The organism is Paenibacillus sp. RC334 (genome assembly GCF_030034735.1).
GTDB lineage: Bacteria > Bacillota > Bacilli > Paenibacillales > Paenibacillaceae > Paenibacillus > Paenibacillus terrae_A.
The window spans coordinates 1,602,495-1,625,067 of the sequence record NZ_CP125370.1 but is presented as its reverse complement, the minus strand read 5'-3'; the positions used below and the strand labels follow the sequence as shown (position 1 = coordinate 1,625,067).

18 protein-coding genes, 2 pseudogenes and 1 riboswitch are annotated in these 22,573 nt (G+C 45.5%); of the genes and pseudogenes, 8 read left to right on the top strand and 12 right to left on the bottom strand.

Features of this window, described 5'->3' with window-relative positions; genetic code table 11:
- Positions 1-98: 98 nt before the first annotated feature.
- From QMK20_RS07665 to QMK20_RS07640, 6 genes are all read right to left on the bottom strand, one after another.
- Positions 99-1,577, bottom strand: a complete 1,479-nt coding sequence (locus QMK20_RS07665; protein ID WP_283655251.1) for a sensor histidine kinase — start codon at positions 1,575-1,577, stop codon at positions 99-101.
- Between the two features lie 2 nt (positions 1,578-1,579).
- Positions 1,580-2,269, bottom strand: coding sequence for a response regulator transcription factor (locus tag QMK20_RS07660; RefSeq protein WP_283655250.1), 690 nt, complete (start codon positions 2,267-2,269; stop codon positions 1,580-1,582).
- A gap of 147 nt (positions 2,270-2,416) precedes the next feature.
- The gene (locus QMK20_RS07655; protein ID WP_283655249.1) at positions 2,417-4,012 is read right to left on the bottom strand and encodes a S1C family serine protease; all 1,596 of its coding nucleotides are present in this window, start codon (positions 4,010-4,012) and stop codon (positions 2,417-2,419) included.
- A gap of 195 nt (positions 4,013-4,207) precedes the next feature.
- On the bottom strand, positions 4,208-4,516 hold the full coding sequence (locus QMK20_RS07650; protein ID WP_283655248.1) for a hypothetical protein: 309 nt from the start codon (positions 4,514-4,516) through the stop codon (positions 4,208-4,210).
- Between the two features lie 83 nt (positions 4,517-4,599).
- Entirely contained in the window at positions 4,600-5,175 is a 576-nt protein-coding gene (locus tag QMK20_RS07645; RefSeq protein ID WP_283655247.1) for a 3D domain-containing protein, read from the bottom strand.
- A gap of 61 nt (positions 5,176-5,236) precedes the next feature.
- Positions 5,237-6,118, bottom strand: coding sequence for a putative sporulation protein YtxC (locus QMK20_RS07640; protein ID WP_044647432.1), 882 nt, complete (start codon positions 6,116-6,118; stop codon positions 5,237-5,239).
- Positions 6,119-6,344: 226 nt separating this feature from the next.
- On the opposite strand from QMK20_RS07640, the gene QMK20_RS07635 reads away from it, so the two are divergent.
- The 7 genes from QMK20_RS07635 to QMK20_RS07605 all read left to right on the top strand — a co-directional run bounded on the left by QMK20_RS07635 (position 6,345) and on the right by QMK20_RS07605 (position 12,747).
- The gene (locus tag QMK20_RS07635; RefSeq protein ID WP_283655246.1) at positions 6,345-6,740 is read left to right on the top strand and encodes a hypothetical protein; all 396 of its coding nucleotides are present in this window, start codon (positions 6,345-6,347) and stop codon (positions 6,738-6,740) included.
- Positions 6,741-6,942: 202 nt separating this feature from the next.
- The gene (locus QMK20_RS07630; protein WP_134910545.1) at positions 6,943-7,437 is read left to right on the top strand and encodes a cation:proton antiporter regulatory subunit; all 495 of its coding nucleotides are present in this window, start codon (positions 6,943-6,945) and stop codon (positions 7,435-7,437) included.
- Between the two features lie 4 nt (positions 7,438-7,441).
- A complete protein-coding gene (locus QMK20_RS07625) occupies positions 7,442-8,668 on the top strand; it encodes a cation:proton antiporter (RefSeq protein WP_283655245.1) in 1,227 nt (408 codons plus the stop codon).
- A gap of 90 nt (positions 8,669-8,758) precedes the next feature.
- Entirely contained in the window at positions 8,759-9,622 is an 864-nt protein-coding gene (locus QMK20_RS07620) for a YitT family protein (protein WP_283655244.1), read from the top strand.
- 301 nt (positions 9,623-9,923) lie between these two features.
- Positions 9,924-10,460 carry a pyridoxamine 5'-phosphate oxidase family protein gene (locus QMK20_RS07615; protein WP_283655243.1) on the top strand — a complete coding sequence of 179 codons (537 nt, stop codon included), beginning with the start codon at positions 9,924-9,926 and terminating at the stop codon, positions 10,458-10,460.
- 292 nt (positions 10,461-10,752) lie between these two features.
- On the top strand, positions 10,753-11,496 hold the full coding sequence (locus tag QMK20_RS07610) for a YggS family pyridoxal phosphate-dependent enzyme (RefSeq protein ID WP_283655242.1): 744 nt from the start codon (positions 10,753-10,755) through the stop codon (positions 11,494-11,496).
- 21 nt (positions 11,497-11,517) lie between these two features.
- The gene (locus QMK20_RS07605; RefSeq protein WP_283655241.1) at positions 11,518-12,747 is read left to right on the top strand and encodes a benzoate/H(+) symporter BenE family transporter; all 1,230 of its coding nucleotides are present in this window, start codon (positions 11,518-11,520) and stop codon (positions 12,745-12,747) included.
- Positions 12,748-12,890: 143 nt separating this feature from the next.
- On the opposite strand, the gene pdxR is transcribed toward QMK20_RS07605, so the two are convergent.
- From pdxR to metA, 5 genes and pseudogenes are all read right to left on the bottom strand, one after another.
- Positions 12,891-14,321: a MocR-like pyridoxine biosynthesis transcription factor PdxR gene (gene pdxR / locus QMK20_RS07600; protein WP_283655240.1), complete on the bottom strand. Its 1,431-nt coding sequence runs from the start codon at positions 14,319-14,321 to the stop codon at positions 12,891-12,893.
- A gap of 321 nt (positions 14,322-14,642) precedes the next feature.
- The gene (mqnC, locus tag QMK20_RS07595) at positions 14,643-15,776 is read right to left on the bottom strand and encodes a cyclic dehypoxanthinyl futalosine synthase (protein WP_283655239.1); all 1,134 of its coding nucleotides are present in this window, start codon (positions 15,774-15,776) and stop codon (positions 14,643-14,645) included.
- A gap of 408 nt (positions 15,777-16,184) precedes the next feature.
- Positions 16,185-17,364: pseudogene (locus QMK20_RS07590) on the bottom strand (trans-sulfuration enzyme family protein).
- Positions 17,361-18,546 (bottom strand): annotated as a pseudogene (locus QMK20_RS07585) (PLP-dependent transferase). Before QMK20_RS07585 ends, QMK20_RS07590 begins: the two co-directional pseudogenes overlap by 4 nt.
- 125 nt (positions 18,547-18,671) lie before the next feature.
- Entirely contained in the window at positions 18,672-19,589 is a 918-nt protein-coding gene (gene metA, locus QMK20_RS07580) for a homoserine O-acetyltransferase MetA (protein WP_283655238.1), read from the bottom strand.
- Between the two features lie 121 nt (positions 19,590-19,710).
- Positions 19,711-19,836, bottom strand: a riboswitch (SAM riboswitch).
- Between the two features lie 553 nt (positions 19,837-20,389).
- On the opposite strand from metA, the gene corA reads away from it, so the two are divergent.
- Positions 20,390-21,325 carry a magnesium/cobalt transporter CorA gene (corA, locus tag QMK20_RS07575; protein WP_014280596.1) on the top strand — a complete coding sequence of 312 codons (936 nt, stop codon included), beginning with the start codon at positions 20,390-20,392 and terminating at the stop codon, positions 21,323-21,325.
- A gap of 79 nt (positions 21,326-21,404) precedes the next feature.
- Here the strand turns inward: corA and QMK20_RS07570 are convergent, their stop codons facing one another.
- Positions 21,405-22,418, bottom strand: a complete 1,014-nt coding sequence (locus QMK20_RS07570) for an HRDC domain-containing protein (RefSeq protein WP_283655237.1) — start codon at positions 22,416-22,418, stop codon at positions 21,405-21,407.
- Positions 22,419-22,573 lie beyond the last annotated feature (155 nt).

Here is a 22,573-nt window from a genome sequence, read left to right as displayed (position 1 = left end):
CTTTCTTCGACACAGTATACAGCTCCAAAAACTGGGTAGCTGCGGCATCCAAGCCTTTACCGGCCAATTCTATGATGTAGTTGCCTTCCTATTATAGCCTATTCCAAAGGCGCGGAAAAGCTGACCGGAAGCCAGATGATAAATGTCGTCCCTTCCCCTTGGCGTGTAACCACTTCCACGGACCCGTGATGCTCATCTATAATCCACTTGGCAATGGACAAACCCAAGCCAATTCCCTCCGTCACCCCGCGCGACTCATCCGCCCGATAAAAGCGGTCAAAAATAAAGGGAACCTCACTCTTGTCCATCCCGATGCCTGTATCACTAATCCGCAGACCTACCTGTCCCTGATAGACGATAGCATCAAACCGGACCATACCTTCAGGTGTATATTTGAACGCATTATCTATGAAAATGAACAGCATTTGCTGCAAATAATCCTTACTGCCATCCATATAAACGCCATTCAGTATCGAAAAGTCACCCACATTCCATTCGGACGTCCGCTCCAAAAATTGAGCACGCCGGGCAACCTCACTTACGAGTGGTTCCAGCGCCACCGGGGCCTTCTCGAAGGTTTTCCCTGTATCTGCTCTGGCGAGCGACAGCATATCGCCAACCAGACGGCTCATCCGTTTTCCTTCATCCGCCATATCACTCAGGGCCTCCATAGAGAGTTCACGAATCATCGCTTCATCCATATCGGGTCGGTCTCCCGGCTCGGTAGTCCACATTTTAAGCAAAAAATCAACGTTGCCTCGGATTGTCGTAAGCGGCGTACGCAGTTCATGGGAAGCATCGGCTACAAAGCGGCGCTGGGCTCCATAAGCATCCTCCAACTCCTTATAAAAAACCTCCGTACGCCCCAGCATCTTGTTAACCGTCGCGATCAGTTGCCCAATTTCATCTGGCGGTCCATCATATTCAATGCGAACACTCAAATCATTACTGGACTGAATCTGATTAGCCCCTTCGATCACCTTGACCAGCGGCTTCATGGACTTGCGGGCTAAAAAGAGGCCTGAGGTCGCAGCGGCGAGTAAAGCAAATAACGAACCGTATACAAGCACACTTTGCAGCCTGTTCATAAGCCGATCCTGAGAGCCTGTAAATTGCCCCACCTGTAACAGTCCAACCACTAATCCCAGTTCCTCAGATTTGATCGGTTGCTGATAAATCATAAAGGAATCCCCATCCACACTTACACGTCGAATTCCCTCATTTTGAACCGCTCCTGCCGCTGTGGATGGAACCGGAAAGGTAATATCGAGATTTTTCATATTTTGCGTCGTCTTGGTGACACCGGATGTATAATTATAAATTTGTACATATAGCTGTGATTCATCAATTCCACGACCCTGCACCAAGCCCAAATCCAGATTGGGGACCTCAAACAGTCCTCCTTTGACGGTAAGCAGTAACTGCTTGTTAATACGTGGCGTCTGGTTCATAAGCTGACTTTTCACTTCATTATATGTGTAATAATATACCAGTCCGTAAATAGCCAGTCCAAACATAACAAGTACTATAGCCAAGATGCTGGAATACCAAGCTGTCAGTCGCCAACGAATAGGCATAATTACACATCACCTCTTAAAATATAACCCGCTCCCCGAATCGTACGAATGAGCCGTTTGCCGCCATCCTGCTCCGTTTTTTGTCGGAGCATGGCAATATACACTTCTAGCACGTTTGACTCTCCGCTGTAGTCATAACCCCAAATTTTGTCCATAATCAGATCACGAGACAGAACGCGCTTCGGGTTTTGCATAAACAAGTGGAGCAGTTCAAATTCCTTTGCCGTCAGCTCCAGCCGCTTGCCGCCGCGAACCACTTCACGCGATTCGTTATCCAGCTGTAAATCTTCGAAGGTCAGTCGATGTCCATTATGATCCTGCTGCTCGGTTTTACGGCGCAGAAGCGCCCGCACACGAGCCAGTAGCTCCTCCAGAGCAAACGGCTTGACGAGATAGTCGTCTGCACCCAGATCCAGTCCCTTGACCCGGTTCTCCACCTCGTCCTTGGCTGTAAGCATCAGAACGGGCACCGTACTTCCTCCCTCCCGCATGCGACGGCATACCTCAAAACCATCCAGTTGAGGCATCATCACATCCAGCACGACAACGTCTGGCTCAGCTGTAAGCATTTTATTCAATCCCTCTGCGCCGTTGGCAGCCGTCATCACTTCATAGCCCTCGAAGGCCAGCCCTCTGCGCAGCATGGACACAATTTTTTCATCGTCATCAATAATCAGAACGGTAGAACGCATACACCATCGAGCTCCTTTATTATCTTCTTTTCACTCTATTGTAGCAGGAGTAGACGCGTGTAGCATCTTGCTGCCGCATACAGCAAGAAACGGAAGGTAGCTTCCTTCCGCTTCTTTTCACATTTTTCACTTTTAAGAATGATTGAATTACTGTTGAAGAGTCGAGCTAAAGTCGTTCTTGTTACCCACTTTTAACTGGACATCCTTTTTCTGTCCTGCCCGTTCAATGTTAAGCGTCAGTGCTGTACCCACTTTTTGCTTTTGAATGAAATCGATCAGCTCCTGTGATGTGCTGTAAGGAGTACCATTAGCTCCGATAATCACATCATAAGGACGCAGATCCGCCTGATAAGCTGGTGATTTGTAGATAATATCCCGCACCACTGAGCCTTCAGTCAGGGTTGTCCCCAATTCCTTGGCTACTTCGGGACTCAGATTCAACAGACTTGCGCCAATGAAAGGAACGGGTTCTTTCGGAATAGGCTGATTGTTTTTCAGCTTGTCGACGACTTCCAAAATCGTATTGGACGGAATCGCAAACCCGATTCCCTGTGCGTCAGCACTGACAGCTACGTTCATGCCGATAACCTGTCCTTGCAGGTTCAACAGAGGGCCACCAGAGTTCCCCGGGTTAATGGACGCATCGGTCTGAATTAAATGTTTATATTGAGTAGGTTTTCCCGTAGACTCACTGTTAATGGTAATCGTACGTTCCTTCGCACTCAACACCCCGGCTGTTACCGAATGCTCGAAGCCTTCAGGGTTACCGATGGCTACCATCCACTCACCGACTTTAGCATTTTCGGAGTTGCCTAACGTTACCGTCGGGAAGTTATCCTTGCCTTCAATTTTCAGCACAGCCAGATCCAGGTCTGCATTTTTGCCCAGCACTTTGGCTTCATAAGGCTTATTGGTTCCCTCTACCGTGACCTGGACCACATTCGCGCCTTCAACAACGTGATTGTTCGTCAGGATGTAGCCCGTTTTATCGAAAATAAAGCCGGAACCAATACCAAGCGGAGTCAGTTGTCCGCTGTTGCTGCCTTCATTTTCATTGCTGCTGCCGTTGTTTCCGCTATTACCACTGTCTCCATACTGATTACCGAAAAAATATTGATATAGCGGGTCATTATAATAAGGACTGCTTTGTCTGCCACTGCTACTAGATTGCTTAGCCAGTGTTTCAATTTTGACGACTGCCGGACCCGCTTTGGCCACAACGGATTGAACGTCTGCAGTGCCGGAAGGCATCACAGCCGGAACTGCGTTAGGTAACTGACTCGTCGTTCCCGAATTAGTCGTTTCTCCGCTTTCAGCTGCCGCCGAAGTCAACGCCGTCTCAGGAGTGAACATATTCGTGCGGTCGGCCGTGTACATCAGAACCGTAATAACCAGCATCCCGGCCAAAAAGGATAGGAAAATCGTCTTTACCTGGGACTTGGGTTTATTTTGTTTAAATTGCCAGTTACCACCGTTCCGACCCGAGCCGTCTTGTTGTTGTTCAGCCCCGGCACGATGGTAAGAGGAAGGAAGAGGCCTTACCGCCTGCGGTGGCGTAATCTCAACGTCCTTCTCTACAAGCTTCCCATCCTTGCGTTGTCCATCTGATTGAACCGAAGAAAAGGGACCGTACGAATAGTAATATGAGGAACCGTTTGAATCATTTTGCCGGGTTGTTTTATCGGATTCAACCTGATCGTTGTCATCCCGGCGTCCGGAATTATTATTTTTAAATTCGTCCATTGTATATCTCCTCCCAAACCCTATGCTTCAAGGTGGTGTTGTTTAGCTGACTTTATTTTGCACTTTAAACCTTAATTCCACCTTAAAAACAATTAAAAAGGAGATAAAACCTTTTACTCCATGATAGCTTACGCCTTGTTCAAACACAAAATGCCCCGGATATGAATCCGGAGCATTGTCAATCGTATATGCTTTTTATTTCGTGTTAAAGTTTTCGTCGAATTTTTCGTTCGGTGTTTGAGCATTGTTTTGAACTTTGCTGCGGCTGGAGTTTTGTACCTTTTGTGCGACAGAGCTTGTGCCGCCTTGATCTGCTGCGAATTCTTCGCTATATTTCTCATTTGGTGTCTGGTAGTTGTCCTGAATTTTATTTTGCTCGGACTTTTTCACCTTTTGAGAAACGACACCTACCGAGTTGTCTTGGGCAAATTCCGCTTTGTACTGACTTCCTGCGTTTGCCTTGTTACCTTGATTTGTGTACGAACTTCCGCCTTGATTTGCCATAATTCTCAACCTCCCAGTATGTTTTCGGGATAAGCTTATCCCGCAACATAGTATGTGAAGTCAGGAAGGACAATATACACGAATTATATGGAATCATCCAGCGTAGCGGCCGGAATGGATTTGTGCGTCTCGATCACCCTTTGGAGCGAATTCAGCATCTTCTCCGTACATTTTCCGCTTCCTTTTCTAATAATTTGCACATCCACTTCTTTCTTGCCCCACTCGGAATACACCTGCCGGGTAGTTTTGAAATACAGGTCGATTTTATTGCCTTTGATCGCTGATCCCGTATCTGCCACAATGCCGTAGCCGTAACCTGGAATGTACAAAATGCTGCCCAAAGGAAATGTTTTGGGATCGGCCGCAATCGTGGACAGTGTGTTTTTGTCACGACGCACTTTAACACCGGAATACGTAATACCGTAACCCGGATGACTTGGCCGCTTGCCAGTGGATTCATAGCCTGCTGTATATCCTGTTGCCGTGACCGTCATGGTCGTAATCACCGGCTCCTTCCGTGGAGCCAAAACAGGCGTTGACTGCCCTTTTTTATGCTGGACCGGCTCTTTGTGACCATAAACCTCATTGCCGGGCAATACCAGACAAGTGGTGGTTAACACGGTTCCCAAAATCCGTTTCCATACCAACATGGATCTCATAAAAAACCTCCCCTTGAGGCAAAGGCTTTCCAGAAATCCGTTGGTTTATACGAGCACTTGATTATTTTTGAACATCCTGCCCGGGATAGAGCCTGCTGAGCTTCATTTTATCTTCAAAAATATGCAGGAGCGTCCGCACAATAGGGGTGTGCTCGTCGTCTGTGTGTAATATAATGGAAGCAGGCGAAATCGAAATGAGTGTACTGACGATCCTGTCCTCAACCTCCATTTCCAGTTCAACCCCTGGCATTTCCACAATAATGTCATCTCCTTCAGGTGTCGGTATCGGCACCATGGAGCTATCGAGGATGGTAAAATCATGCCCACCCTGATGAAGCACATGCACTAGTGGAACTTTACTTTCCTGGAAAAACACAAAATATTTGAGCAATCCCATAAATTCTTCATACTGCCGATCCGCCCAAAACTCTTCCATGGCATAGTCGACGATTTCCTCAAGCTCTTTTTTGTATGTGTTCAACCTGAATTGAATAAGCCCTTCCAGATTAATCACGCGCAGCTCCATAAAATCCTTTTCCAGTAAGGCCGCCAGTTTGCCGTGACGCTTCATACGCCCTCTTGAGCCATCATCCTTTAACAAAGAACGCACCATGCTGCGAATCTGCTCCGTATCCTCTTCCTCCAGTAGCGAACAGGCTTTAGCGAGGATCAGATTGAGCATCCCCCATTCCTTCACTTCGATAATATAATCCGCTATTGCGGAAGCCATGATGCTGTATACACAGGGGAGAAAACTTTCAAACGCTGGATTGCTCTCTGTACCCTTGCAGGTCCATGCCACTTTGTTTTCCAGTTGTCTGAAAGTGAATCGAAATCCGCGCCGTGACATATGTAGTCCTTTGTTTCTACTCTTGACCACCTGATAAAAACGGTCGCTTTCCTGATTCCCGTCTGTATGGGTCCACACTGTAAACAGTTCCATTGGCTCACTCCTTTCGATCACTGATTACAGTATATGGCGGGCTGCAAAGGGTTATACGAAGTGAACGACTGGAAACAGGATACAGCGTAAAATGAGAAAAATCAGGTTTCAAAGAGAAGGTTTTGGTGTTATAAAGAATGGCTGCAACTCAATACGTTTGAATATTTAGGGTTGCGTATGTTAAGGTTATAGTAATATGAATTTTTCACAAGAGGGAGGGGATTAGATGTCAACGATGCTGAACATGCTGCGTACACTCATGATTGTCATATTGAGCCTCGTTCAGATTTTGTCCCTTCCTGTGACGTTTCACGCGGAAGATACTACTCAATCCCTCCAGTTTACTGCGGGATCTTCTCTCATGCCGATTGTTGAAGCTTCTTCGTTGGAAACGGATTCCCATGGGCTGGAGCATCACTCCAAACCAGCGATCCGCAAATCCTCTCCGGTCCTTCATCTGGTGATTGCTGCGGCCAAATCACTTCCCTTTGTCATTTTGGTGGCGTTGGTGCTACTATTGAGTATTCCAAAACTACGTCTGCCTTTTATTCCAGTCATCTGCAAGCTGAAAAAGCAATTGTACTTGTTCCCCATCAAATTCACCTCCAGTTATGTGGCTTAACCCCTCTTGCATGCACACCATATTTGCATGTCTTTTTGTAAACCTTTCCTAATAGTTTAATAAGTAAGTCTGTTCTCTGTCTGTTTTTATGCCAATTAATGTAATTTTATAATGTGAGAAAAAGTTCCATGTCACACCTAATGTATGTGATTTATTTCCCATACCAATTTTAAACAAATGTACAATACAGGAGGCATTACAAATGGATATTCGAGAATCTATTTTGCCAGGAATCGGGATTAAATATCGAATAGATGCGGAAAATGGCGATCGCCTTGTCATTATTATTCATGATGACGGCAGACGTGAGTTGTATCATTTTGATTATGAGGATTTGGAACAAAGTATTTCTATGACGACCCTAAGTGATCAGGAAGCGCGATTGGTGGCCTCCATTATCGGTGGCATGACGTATAAGCCCAAGCAGCTTGAAAGCGTAGAAATGACGTTCGACGATTTTATTATTGAATGGTACAGAGTGGAACCTCACTATGCTAGTGTTGGCAAGTCCATCGGTGAGCTGGATGTACGCCAAAATTCAGGAGCTACGGTTATTGCCATTGTTGAGAAAAAAGGGAACAAGTATGTAAATCCCGGCCCGGAAGTGATTATTAGCGAGGATGCTACTGTGGTCGTGGTCGGGGAACGTGATCAGCAAAAACGCTTTAAACAAATTCTTATGAACGGAAGCGGGTGATTGGATGGATCATCTGGTATTTGAGGTTGGATTGGCTATTGCTCTGATCGCCGCAGCCGGACTTATCTCCACCAAACTCCGCTTATCGGTCATCCCTTTTTATATCCTGATTGGAATGGCCGTCGGACCGCATGCGATGGAGCTGTGGCATTTTGATTTTCGATTTATCGAAAGCGCGCCTTTTATTGATTTTATGGGAAGAATCGGGGTGCTGTTTCTTCTCTTCTACCTGGGACTGGAGTTCTCGGTAGGCCGTTTGATTAAATCAGGCCGTTCCATCGCGGTGGGCGGCACCATATATATCGGCATTAATTTTACATTAGGACTGGCGCTCGGCTTTCTAACTGGTTTTCCCATCGCAGAGACACTCGTCATTGCCGGGATCACCACGATTTCCTCCAGCGCCATTGCTGCCAAGGTGTTGGTCGATCTGAAGCGAACCGCTAATGCTGAAACTGAAATGATTTTAGGCATTATTATGTTTGAGGATGTTTTCCTCGCCGTCTACATTTCTATCCTCTCCGGATTGGTTCTCAGCGATTCATCCTCGCTCGGGGGTGTGCTGTTATCGGCGCTAATCGCGCTTGGTTTTATGCTCGCAGTTATTATTATCGGTCGGAAGGCCGTCCCTCTGTTAAATCGAATTCTTCGTATTCGCTCCAATGAGGTATTCGGACTTGTTATTTTTGGCTCCCTGTTTCTTGTGGCAGGTTTTTCGGAAACGATTCATGTGGCGGAAGCCATCGGAGCCTTATTAATCGGACTCGTGCTAGCCGAAACAGAACATGCCAAACGGATCGAGCATTTAATTGTTCCTTTCCGCGATTTCTTTGGCGCCTTGTTCTTCTTCAGCTTCGGACTATCTATTGATCCACTGTCTCTGGGCGGAAACGCGATCTGGCTTGCGCTGGCAGCAGTCATTCTTACGTTAATCGGTAACGTTTGGGCCGGAATGCTGGCTGGACGCACTGTCTCTCTGTCACCCAAGGCGTCGGCAAATATCGGTTTGACGATTGTGGCCCGCGGTGAGTTCTCGATCATTATGGCTAATTTGGGAAAAGAGGGCGGTTTGCTGGATATTGTTCAGCCCTTTGCAGCTATCTATGTACTTATATTGGCGATTATGGCTCCCTTACTGGCAAAACAGTCAAAACCTATTTTTAATATGATGAATAAGGTTTTCAAATTCAAGGACCCCCGCCTTCGAAAGGAAGAGAGGAACTCGGTGTAACTGAAATGTAAAAGCTGGATACGACAATCCAATAGGAGGGAAGGCTATGCCGCACGCTGTAAAACATGCCGAAGCTCTATGAGGCGGCTTGTGAAGCCCGCTTCGGGAGATGCGAGCAGGTTCCCTGTCTTTTATACGGTGATTGGCGGAATTACGGCATCCGTCGGTCTGGAATTGTTTTTGCATCCGCATGATATGATCGCTGGTGGCGTCACAGGCATTTCCAGACTCATGTCGCTTTATACACAAGAGCATTTTGGATTACTGCTGTTCATTTTGAACTTGCCGCTCATGCTGCTATATTCTCTGTCGACCCACAAGCCCATGCTACTTCGGGCGCTTCCAGGTCTGTTTGCCTTTTCAGGCTCAGCCATTATTCTGTCCCCTTTCCCGGCAGTAAGTGGTCACCCGGTAGTATGCGCTCTGGGCGGAGGGATCTGCATCGGACTTGGCGCAGGGCTGGCGGCCCGTCACGGAGGTTTGCTCGATTCTCTGGGGCTGAACGAATCTGACGATGGCCGTCCGTCCAGTCTGTTTCTGACACAGCGGAAGATTCCGTTGATACAAATTGTGATGCTTTGTAATGGTTTGCTGTTAATTACGGCTGGCTTCGTGCTAGGCTGGGAACCAGCTCTGTATTCAGCCCTATCCTGCCTTGCTGCCTATGAAACGACCCGACTGATGTTTACCGGTCTGACTCGGATGATTTGCGTCGTCAGCAAGGATCAGCAAACCGTCCAAGAAGCCTTATACCGCAGGCTCCGTATTTACAGTACGCCTGTGGGAAATCCTGCACAGATAGAGGGCAAAAATAGAGGTGAACGGGCAGAGGAAAAAGATGAACAGGTCATCGTCTACAGCGTTCATCTATTGGATTTGCAGCGCTTTAAGGCGGTCATCCAAATGGCAGATCCGCAGGCTGAGATTATGTATGTGAAGCGATGGGAAGTGTAGCAAGGCCAAGTATATTTACTTCTATATTAATGCGATTTGAGAAAAAAGAATAATCAATAATTATAAACACATTAAAAAACGCTTATCTACACTAATCCCTCTTCACGGATTAATGATAGATAAGCGTTTTGTCGTGATTACGATATATTAACGGTTGTATTCCTAATTTCGCATAATAAAGTCATGTTCATTTGCTTAGCAAAAATATGGATTGCTTGATTTTTATATTATGGATGTACTAACTCAATCCAATCACTGATATACTAACGAAAACAATCCAACATTATAGGAGTGGTTGAAAATGGATAAGGTTCGTTACAAGATAAGAGAAGTAACAGACAGTGGCAAAATTGATTCTTTCTTGAATAAAGCGAGGATTGGGCATCTGGGTATGGTTGATGGTAAGTTGCCATACGTTGTTCCGCTCAATTATGTTTGGTCAAACGGAAAGCTTTATTTTCATGGAGCTACTGGCGGGAGACGAAATCAGGTGATGAGTACAAATCCAGAGGTTTGTTTTACAGTTTGCGAAGAATATGGAACTATTACTGATCCAGTACCAGCTAAGACAGACACCGCGTATATGAGTGTTATGATTTTCGGCAAGGCTGAGCCTATTGTCGATCTGGACGAAGTTACACATATGTTGCAGGAAATGATTCGAAAATATGTGCCTGATTATTATAACCGCCCATTAGCCAAACAGCACGTTGACAAATATAGGTCCGCTGTATTCGGAGGTCCAGTTCAGGTATACCGAATTGACCCCTATCATATAACGGCGAAAGAAAATCCAATCGAAGAAGAAAAAATGTATAGACCAGCAAAAACAGTCTAATAGCCGTCTCTAATGAAACACTTATTTTTGCCAATTTGCATGTGTCTTTCTTTGTGATCTCCATTCCTGAACCAATATAGAGGTTACTTACATCTATAAAATAGGGTTTGGGATGAAAGTTAAACCAGCCAGGTCGAGCAATGACCAAAAGCCATGGATCCTAATCATAAGGACTGTGGCTCTTTACTGATGTTAGAACCAAAAATTTTGATAAGAAGGCATCAGAAATGCGAAAAGCTAAAATACTTGAACAAAATACATGGGTGAGAAGCAGAAAGAGGGTAAAACGAACATGGGCCATTTAGTCGAAGAAAATCTTGAATCCGTACGACAACGGATGGAATTGGCTTGCCAAGCTTCAGGGCGCAAGAAAGAAGATGTGAAATTGTTGTTAGCGACAAAAACCGTACCCCTTGAAAAATTAAAAATTGCCATTCAAGCGGGCGAAACTTTATTTGGTGAAAACAAAGCTCAAGAACTTTTGGGGAAATTACCACTTATGCAGCAGTACAACCAGGTGGAATGGCATTTTATCGGACATCTGCAAACGAATAAAGTAAAAGACGTTGTAAAATATGTCAAGCTCATTCATTCTGTGGACCGTTTGAGATTGGGGCAGGCATTGCATCATCAGCTCTTGAAAGAGAACAAGACCATGGATATTTTGGTACAAATCAATACGTCCTACGAAGAAAGCAAATTTGGCGCTCCGCCAGAAGCAGCACTGGAGTTAGTTGAACAATTGTCTCAGTTCGAAACGTTAAACATTAAAGGCTTGATGACTATTGGAAAACTGAATGCCTCAAATGACGAAACCAGACATTGCTTCCGATTGTTAAAACAAATTCAGGCACAGATTATGGTGGGAAAATTTCCACGTGTAGAAATGGACACTCTTTCGATGGGCATGTCAGGGGATTTCAAGGTTGCCATCGAAGAAGGAGCTACAATCATACGCGTAGGGACAAGCGTATTTGGCCAACGTTATTTGCCAGACACGTATTACTGGAACGAAAACGCGCGTCAGAACGATTAGGAGAGAGGCAGGAGAGAGCTTATGAACACAACATCAACTTCACTCCGCGGCCGCGATTTAATTTTACCCACTATAGCTGCTTTAATATCTGTCATTGTCAATTATGGGGGTACATTTATTCTCGTATTTCAGGCAGCAAAAGTAGCAGGTCTAAGCTCTGAAATGACCACTTCATGGATATGGTCGATTTCTATTGGTGTGGGTGTAACTGGTATATGGCTAAGTTACCGATACCGTGAACCGATTATTACCGCTTGGTCAACACCAGGCGTAGCTTTTCTTGTTTCGGCGTTAGCTGTAACCCCCTATCCAGAAGTGATTGGCGCCTATATTATCTCTGCTTTAGGATTTATTATTTTGGGGTTATCGGGGATGTTCGAACGTTTCGTCCGGCTAATCCCTCCAGGCATTGCTTCAGGGCTGCTGGCAGGTATTTTACTGCAGTTTGGCATTTCAGCCTTTGGTGGCGCGAAAGTTGACCCTCTGCTTGTAGTTGTCCTGTTTTCTGCGTATGTAGTATTAAGAAGGTTTACATCCCGTTACGCTATCGTGGGTATTTTGGCAATCGGACTTATTTATTTAATTAGTGTGGGGAAAGTAGATTTCAGTAATATCAAATTGGCAATTGCATCGCCGGTATTTGTCGTTCCAGAGTTTTCGTTTCATGCTTTATTGGGTGTTGCATTACCGCTGTTTATTATTACCTTGACAGGACAATATATGCCTGGAATGCTAGTGTTACGAAATGACGGATTTAAAACGAGCGCGAATCCGATTTTGACTGTAACGGGTTTAGGCTCGCTCTTAACAGCGCCTTTTGGTTCACACGCCTTTAATGTAGCAGCAATTACAGCCGCGATTTGTACAGGGAAAGACGCGCACGAGGATTCAACAAAACGTTACATTGCAGGTATTGCCTGTGGCATTTTTTACATTGTTGTCGGCATTTTTGGTGTGACGCTGTCTGCTCTGTTTCTGATTCTTCCTGCTACCTTTATCGCCACCTTAGCAGGATTGGCACTCCTGGGTACAATTGGCGGTAGCCTTGCCAACGCATTAACAGATCCCAAGGGACGTGAGACAGCATTAATTACTTTTTTAGCAACAGCCGCAAATGTTACATTACTTGGAGTTGGAGGTGCATTTTGGGGACTTATTACAGGTTTGGCGGCACATATTTTGATTTATGGACAATTTCGAAAAAAGCAATATAGTACGAATGTAATACAACAAGCTGAGCAGAACCAATAGAAGGCTTGAAATCAGTACAGATACAGATAAGGTCACATGAGAAGCTGCTTGGCGGTAAGCAACGAGTATTCACCTTTGCTGCAAAAGTGGTAGCTACGCCATCTCATGAAGCTTTAATGATGCATCTCGGCGTAGACGGCGCCTTATAAAAGCATCTCCGCAAGGCGATAAATACCGACTTCAATTGCCTCCTCATCTACTTTAGCAAAACCAAGTACCCATCCTTTTCGGTCGCTATTTAGACAATAATTGCTTAGGGGATAAACACGTATTCCTTCTTTGAGCGCTTGGTTAGTCACAGCTTCTTCGTCAAACGATTCCTCAGCTTCGAGAAGCATGTGCAATCCTGTTTCTACCCCACTGAGTTTAAAACGCTTGTCTAGACCAGTAGCAGCTATGGCCTTTGTCATGGCTGCATGTCTACGCCGATATACATTTCTGACTCTTCTCATATGGCGCATGAAATGCCCGTGTTCAATAAAATGAGCAAGCGTCAATTGTTCCATAATTGGAAGATGACGATAAGTGAGTGCATGGACTTGAGCAAGCTGTTGGATGGCCCCTTTTGGCCCAACAATCGCCGATATTCGTATTCCAGGAGCAACCATTTTGGAAAAGCTCATCATATATAACGTATTTTGGGGTTGATGGCTGAATAACGTAGGAAGTGGGTCCCCACGATATCGAAATTCACTATCATAATCGTCCTCAACAATCCAAAATTGATGTTGTGAAGCCTTACGTAACAATTGTTGCCTCCGTGGTTCCGACATTATGACTCCAACTGCACACTGATGCGAAGGCGTGACAAAAGTTAGCTTGGATTGTGGATGAATGTGATCTACCTGTAATCCGTATTCGTCAACAGGAACGGGCACAACATTCATACTCCTATATTTCATGGTCATCCAAGCGGCAGGAAAACCGGGATCTTCAACAGAAACCGTGTCTCCTTCAGTTAATAGCGCTTGGGCGATCAAATCAAGGCTATGCTGCGCTCCTGAGGTTAACATAATTTGATCGATATGCACATGGATTCCTCGTTCAAGTGACAAATACCGTTGTATCTGTTCGCGCAGTGATACAAAACCGTAGGCGTTACCATAAGCCCAATTCGCCAAGTCCATTTCTGTGGAGGCTTGTAAAAATGATTGTCTCCATTTTCTTTGAAAATGTTGGTCCAAATAAGGTTCGTGGGGACAGAAATCAATCTCCACATTTTGCTCTTCTTTGCCTCTAAGCCAGCCGTGTAGATGATTGACTGCAGCCTTTAATACAGGTAATTCAGGGGTGACTGGCCCTTGAGGCATAACATCTTCAAAAGAGCCTGTTATATAGCTCCACTCACTTACCCTTGTTCCACCGCGCCGAGATGTCACGGTGTATCCACGGCTGAATAATTCCTCATAAACAATCTGTATGGTTGAACGCGAGACACCGACTAATAAAGCGAGCTCACGAGATGGGAGTAGCAATTCCCCTGGTGGCCATTTTCCTGTTCTAATATTATGAATCGCTTGGTCTAGAAGTTGCTGCCATAGGGGACGTTGGTCGTTTCGGTTAACTTTGAGCATAAGATTCACCTTCATATGTATTTGAATTCAACATGTGGATTGCTTAAATCACTTATTAATGTATGATTATAACACTCCATTAATTAATATACTATCATGACGATAGCTGCCTTTCAATACGATAGTATTTAGAAAAAGAGGACAACTAGAGCGTTTCTCCAAACTTTAAGCAGCCAAATCATGATGGAAACCAACGTCAAAAAAACTTGTCTATCATTAATCCTTACATTTGGATTAATGATAGACAAGTTTTGTGTTACTATCGCAAAATAACAGGTTATATGCTCCATTATGTGTTAATTTAGTTATGGTGTGTTTGTCTTAATTTTGCATAATAAAGTCATGTTCAATACTGCTGGCACCGTCAAAGGTTCGAATAATATCATAGCGGGTATTGCGTTGTGCCGGAACATGACCCGTTTCGCGGATCAGCTGTAAAATGGATTCGATGTTGACTTTGTACGTTGCGCCTGCGGCGGAAACGACGTTTTCCTCAATCATGGTACTACCGAAGTCGTCACAACCGTAATACAGTGATTTTTTACCGATCTCTGGTCCCATCGTTACCCATGAAGACTGAATATGTTTGATGTTATCCAGTACAAGGCGGCTGATTGCGACAGTCTTCAAATATTCCTCTGGCGTCTGGCGTTCCTTTTTCAGGTTCGTATTATCCGGTTGGAAGGTCCATGGAATAAAGGCCAGGAAGCCTTCGGAATCATATTTGTTTTCAATGCATTCGTCCTGAGCATCACGAACACGCAATAAATGCAGTGCACGCTCCTCCATCAACTCGCCAAAGCCGATAACCATCGTGGCCGTCGTGTTCATACCCACCTTGTGAGCGGTCTGCATCACGTCCATCCAATCACGCCAAGAGCCTTTGAGACGGCTGATTTTGCGGCGTGTGCGGTCATCTAAAATTTCTCCGCCCCCGCCTGGCAGGGAATCCAATCCTGCTTCATGAATGGCTCGAATCGTATCTTCCATGGACAAGCCGGATTTTTCCTTCATCTTATGAATTTCAGCTGGCGAGAAGGAGTGCATCGTAATATCGGGAAAACGCTCCTTGATCGCTTTGAGCAAATCGGTATAGTAACTGAACGGCAGATTAGGATTCACACCGCCTTGCATCAGAATCTCAGTGCCGCCTACATCCTGGGTTTCCTTGATTTTCTGGAAAATCACTTCATCGGGCAGGACATAGCCTTCATCTGAACCCGGTCTGCGGTAAAAAGCGCAAAAGCGGCAATATACGTCACAGACGTTCGTATAGTTAATATTTCGTCCGATGACGAAGGTTTTGATCGGATCAGGATGCATACGGTTCATCACTTTGTTCGCCGCGTGACCGATTTTTTCTACTTCGTCTGACTCGAACAAAGCAACGGTGTCCTCTAAATTCAGGCGTTCGCCGCGTAGGGCTTTATCTAAAATATGGTCGATTACACTCATGGTGTATCCTCCTTCGCTTTCACAGGGGGACGAAATGAAAGACAGGACTTATGAACGAGAATGATTTCACAAACCTGCGTTCGAACCCTGTCGTATTATATGTGTTCATGACTGGCTTTGTATTTGTCTGTGCTATATAGCATAGTAAAACCTAATGATAATACTAACATATCTTTAGGTAAGGAACCATACTTATTCCCGTTTCTTTCTGCTTTCTACCCAGGGGATGATGCGACGAACAAGCTATAATTCTACGGTACATTATCCCATGGAAAGGGAAGATGGGGTTGTGCAACAGCGTTCATATTGCCCTCCGCCATGTCGCGCCTACACAAAGCAGCAAGCTTCCCACTACACAGAAGCTTGCTGCTTTTTTAGATTTTATGTTTATTATGCCGTGTTTTTGTTTTAGCGAAGAGCCTCATTCAGATCATTGATCAGATCGTCAATATCTTCCAGGCCTACGGAGAAACGCAGCAGACCGTCCGTGATTCCCCGCTCCAGACGTACACTATGCGGCATTGCAGCATGTGACATCATTGCCGGATACGACAAAATACTTTCTACAGCTCCCAGGCTCACCGCCACAATCGGAATTTGTACGCGATTGAGTACCTCTTTTGCACGCTCACCGGAACCTACATCAAACGAGATAACCGCACCGTATCCACTGGATTGGCTTTCATGTACGGCACGCCCCGGATGATTTTCCAGACCCGGATAGTATACCGCCTCAATGTCACTTCGCTCGTTCAGCCAATTGGGCCAGCTTCGCTGCACTCTTTTCGCTGTGAGCCATACGTGCTTCCAGTGTCTTCATCCCGCGCATAAGCAACCACGACTCCTGTGGGGCCAATACGGTTCCAAGTCCGTTTTGAAGCTGCTTGATTTGTCTGCCCAACGACTCCGTACGTGCTACCGCAAGACCTGCCAATACATCGCTGTGGCCGCCGAGAAATTTGGTTGCGCTGTGCAACACAATATCGACACCCTGCTCAATTGGACGTTGATAATATGGCGTCATAAAGGTGTTATCCAGCAGTGTCAGCAGCCCTTTATCCTGTGCCCAAGCTGTTATCCCTGCCACATCGGTGATTTTGAGCGTTGGATTGGAGGGCGTCTCCATGTACACTGCCTTCGTATTTTCCTGCAATGCTTCTTTCACAAGGTTGATGTCTGTCATATCGACGAAGGTGGTTTCGATATTCATCCGTTTTAAAATAGAAGTCAGCAGGCGGTAGGTCCCTCCATATACATCTTCCGAAACAATGACATGGTCCCCAGCGGACAACAGCATAAACGTACTGGATATAGCCGCCATGCCCGATGCAAAGGCAAAACCTCTCGCTCCACCTTCCAGTAAGGCGATGTAGTCCTCCAAAGCTTGCCGTGTCGGGTTGCCGGAACGGCTGTAGTCATGCAGCGGAGGATTGAAAATATCGTGATGGTGAAAGGTGGACGCCTGATAAATCGGTACGCTCGACGCACCCGTAACACTATCGATTTCAGAGCCAAAATGTAGCAGCTTGGTAGCAAATTTCCGTTCTTTTTCCGACTCTTGCCCGATTTTCCGCACGTCCTCAATCATTGCTGTTGTCCTCCTTCGATTTCCTGACGTGCCGCCTCCAACGCTGAACGCAAATCTTCAATTAAATCATCCGTATGTTCAATGCCGACGGAGAAGCGCAGCAACCGATCATCTACTCCCACTGCATCCCGAATCTCAGCCGGTATATCGGCATGTGTCTGCACAGCAGGATAAGTCATTAACGATTCCACACCGCCCAGACTTTCTGCAAAAGCAATAAGCTTAATGTTTCGAAGCAATGGCTCCACATAACGGGCATCTTTTACTTTAAAAGAGAAAATACCTGTGTTGCCGCTGGATTGTTTATTTTGAATTTCACGACCAGGATGACCCTCAAGCCCCGGATAAAACACCTCAGCCACCGCCGGATGCGTCAGCAGATAATTGGGCCAGCACCGTCGCATTGTGCTCATGCCGATCCATACGCAGCGCCAATGTTTTCATGCCCTTCATCAACTGGTAGCTATCGCTCGGAGAAAGTACAGCACCAATGGAATTATGAAGGAAGGAAATTTCGGCTGACAGCTCCTTACCCTTGGTTACAATCAAGCCTGCCAGCACATCGTTGTGTCCGCCCAGATACTTGGTTGCGCTATGTACCACAATATCGGCACCCAGTTCCAAAGGACGCTGGAAATACGGTGTTAACAGCGTATTATCTACAATGGTAAGCAACTGACGTTGTGATGCCCATTCGGCTACAGCGCGAATATCCGTAATCATCATTAATGGATTCGTAGGCGTTTCAATGAATACCGCTTTGGTATTCGGTCGACATGACTGCTCGATGGCTTCAAGATCGTTCGTATCCACATAGCTCGCCGTCACGCCGAATCTGGATAAAATACGTTCCAGCAAACGATACGTGCCTCCATATAGATCCAGCGATACAATCAGATGATCTCCTTGTCCAAACAGGGCAAATACCGTTTGCAGCGCCGCCATACCTGAACTGCATGCAAAGCCTGCATCACCGGATTCCAGTGTAGCGGACGCCTCTTCCAGCACCTTACGTGTCGGATTGATCGTTCGAATGTAATCAAATCCTGTGCTTTGACCCAAACGGGGATGGCGAAACGCCGTAGATTGATAAATCGGAAAATTCACTGCTCCGGTTACCGGCTCTTCGATTGAACCAATTTGTGCTAATCTGCTTTCGATTTTCCACTGTTTCTCACTCATATGAATCCTCCTGTTCATTTCCACAATAGGTACTGTAACATATGCTGCAAAATTGGATTATCACATCTATACTGCTGCGCTGCTGCAAGGTGGTACTGCGTAGATATAAACGTTAAGCCCCTTTTTTAAATCTGGGGCCCGATATCGAAAGGGGTTTCTTGGTATACATAATAGTTGAGCCAATTTGAAAATAATAAATTGGCATGCGCACGCCAGGTTGAGGGCGGTGTACGCTCAGGGTCATTGTTGGGAAAATAATTTTTCGGTACTTCAATATCCATCCCTTTGGCGACATCACGATCATATTCCCATTTCAGGGAAAGTGGATCGTATTCGGAATGCCCAGTCACAAAGATTTGTTTGCCATCACGCGTAGCTACCAGATACACTCCGGCTTCCTCAGATTCGGATAAAAGCTCCAGTTCGGCAATATGCTCAATATCTTCGCGCCGAACCTCTGTATGCCGGGAATGAGGTGCATAAAACAATTCATCAAAACCGCGTAGCAATTTCACTTTAGGTTTAATAACGCTATGTGAAAACACGCCAAAACATTTGTAATCAAGTCCGTATTTAGGAACATCGAAATGATGGTACAGACCCGCCTGTGAAGCCCAACAGATATGCATGGTCGAAGTTACATTCGTTTTCGTCCATTCAAAAATTTGCCGGATTTCCTCCCAGTAGTTCACATCTTCAAACTCAAGCTGTTCAACGGGTGCTCCCGTAATAACCATACCGTCAAAACGGCTGTTTCTGATCTCGTCAAAGGTTTTATAAAACATGTTCAAATATTCCTGCGATGTATTTTTAGATACATGCGACTTCATGTGCACCAGCGTAACGTCCACTTGAAGCGGGGTATTGCCGACCAGACGCAACAGTTGGGTTTCCGTTGTCTCTTTGGTAGGCATCAAATTCAAAATGGCGATGCGCAACGGACGAATATCCTGATGATAGGCCAGGCTTTCATCCATTACGAAAATATTTTCGCCCTCCAGCACTTCCTTGGCAGGTAGTGTATCCGGAATTTTAATCGGCATGTAAATTCACTCCTTGTTCGGTGAAGTTTTTTGCGAAAATCGTCATGTTGAGATGCCGGGCATATAATAAAAAGACCTTCCTCGGTTACGAGAAAGGTCATATTTGTATCCATATGCGCCTCTCTCATCTGTCAGGGCATCGCTCTTTGTAAAAAGCGCGCGTCCTGCAAGAATTAGCACCGTGCGATTAAAATCGCCGGTTGCCGGGTATCATCGGGCTAGTCCCTCCACCTGCTCTTGATAAGATTTCGCTATATTCATTTTGGGTTCATAAAAAGTTCTTGTTGTTCACTTTAATGCATCCGCTGGGCTTCGTCAAGATGGGACTTGTAATTTTCCACCCCTGCATTCACATTTCGTCTTACATTTCCATATGTTAAATCATACATTACCCCATCGCCGAAGCTCTTGTCACTCCTGTTGATTTAGCCCATGATTTTGCGCTTGAAAGGCTGTAGGCCGAGCGTTATACTATACAAGTGCTATAGGCGAAAATATAAAGCAGTGGTGCAGATTTAGAGTGCTTTCTGCGATACTGTGGCAACCTAAAAAGAACATTTGTGAGGTGAATCCGGAATGGAAGGCGACCCGAGTCCGAATAGGCGGCGATCCCTGAACAACAGCATAGGAATGACTTCAGCTTGCCGAAAGACGGGACGCCAGGCTCTGCATGCTCCAAAAGCCTCTGGCTTTTGATGGGATGCCGCTTACCCGATCCGGCTAACTGGCTAACTGAGTCCATTCCTTATGCTTGAGATACACGTATTTTCCGTTACGACGGAGCATAAGGAGTGACATATATGAAAATCCGTTTGGTAAACAATGGGGTTTTTACCCCTGTCGAAGAAATTGAAATGGCGCTTACTCCGCCAGCAGAAGGCTTTTATTGGATTGATGCCGATGTTGATGATCTGGCAGTGCTCCAGCCTTTGTTCTCCATGCATGATCTCGCGGTAGAGGACTGTTTGAGTGAAGAAGAGCAGCGTCCAAAGATTGAAATTTACGAGAGCCATTATTTTATCGTTGTAAACAGTATTCGTTTTGATGATGAAGAAATATTTTTACGTGCTTTGAACATTTTCCTAGGCCGCCATTTTATCATTACGGTGACGAAGCAGAAAATCAATGAGCTACGTACCCTCAAGCCTATGCTATGGGAGCAGGAGGTTAGCCAGCCTGACCGTTTTATGTATCTGTTGATCGATTTGATTGTTGACAACTATTTTCTGGTTGGTGACCGGATTGAGGTTCGCATTGAAAAGCTGGAAGAAGACATTCTGATGCATACGAAAAAATCGCATTTGAATGAAATTATCGGCTTACGCAGTGAGATCCTGTGGCTGAAAAAAGTGCTTGGTCCACAAAAAGAAGTCATCAATACGTTGAACAAACGGGATTTACGGCTGATTGACGATCAATTGCAAAAATATTTCAGCGACATTTATGAAAATGCCGTGAAAATTTCGGAGACTTTCGAAACTTACCGCGATCTAATGGGTAACCTTCGAGAGGCTTATCAATCCAGTATCGCTAACCGTGCGAATGAAATCATGCGCGTGTTTACAGCGATTACAACCGTGTTTATGCCGTTGACTGTTATTACCGGAATTTATGGTATGAACTTTGATAATATGCCTGAGCTTCATACACGTTATGGTTATTTTGTCGTCATTGGTATTATGGTGGCGCTGGGTGTAAGCATGTTTTGTATTTTCCGCAAGAAGGACTGGGTTTGAAAAGAATCAGCGGCAGCCGTATCCTCACAGGATATAGCTGCTGCTTTTTTTGTGTGGTTATTTTTATATTTGCGCTATGTTATCCCGCATGTCGTTCTGATGCTACCTGATGACGAAAACGGATACGAATCAGACGCAGCCGCTCATAAACTTGATCCAATCCCTTTTCCGCAGCCTGTTCCTCACCATATACCCGCAGCATGACGGGCTTGAGCAGCGTATCCCCCAGTTCTTCATACGCAGACCAGATCGCCATCTGCTCTTCTTCAGATACGTTCACCAATTCCTGACGGATCAGTTTTTCCATATCGATTCCATCTCTATCCAAATGCTCTACTGCTTCAATCATTTCTCTACGATGTAACCCCGCCTTCAGTCCGATATGCTCCAATGTAAGACCGTCTGAAATACCTTCAATAATGGTTTTTGTCAGACTGAATTTATTCAGTTCCTGCTTATACTGGGTCTCTTTTTGCTTGTACAGCCATGATAAGAAAACTTCCTCATCCAGCGTCTCTGTTACCCAATTTAGCGGAAATGGCGTAGTCCGGTCATTTTGTGTCGTTATAGCCAGTAGCTCTGGCCCATATTGAGATATTTTACCTTGCCCCATCCCTGGTAGCTCCAGCAACTCCTCCTCGGTATGGGGAAGATAGACGCTAATCAACCGGAGCAGACGATTGGTAGCGATAAAATAAGGTGCCTTTCGCTCGGCAGCCGCCTTTTGCCGCCTCCACATCGTCAATTGCTCATACACATCATCACGCGGAAACAAATCACTATAGCAATACAGCTTTTGTAATGTTTGTCCACGTCCTGCTGCCCCTGCCCCTTCCTGCTCATGAAAAACACCATGGATTAAGGGTCTGTAGCCCTCTGCCATCTTCAGCGCCAGCTCATGGCGGTATACATGCAGCAACTCCTGCCACAAGCTGCCCTCATACCAAAGATCATCTGTACTTTCATCCAAGCTGTGTTGTGTGCTCCATCCTGCACTCCATACCCCATCATGTTGACCAATCCATACCTGGGCAAATAGCTCATGGCCCTGTTCATTCCGTTTGGACAAGCGGTTTAAAAATACAATTTCCATGCTTTTTTCCTCCATGCTTATAATTGGGTTACAGTCCGGTACAACGCCAAACGCAAAAAAAGCACCTATCCCGCGTATTCGCAAGAAAGGTGCTTCCCTTTTTGAGCCGTACTATACTGTTGCCTATATGATAACCGTACCTCGGATCGCCGTCA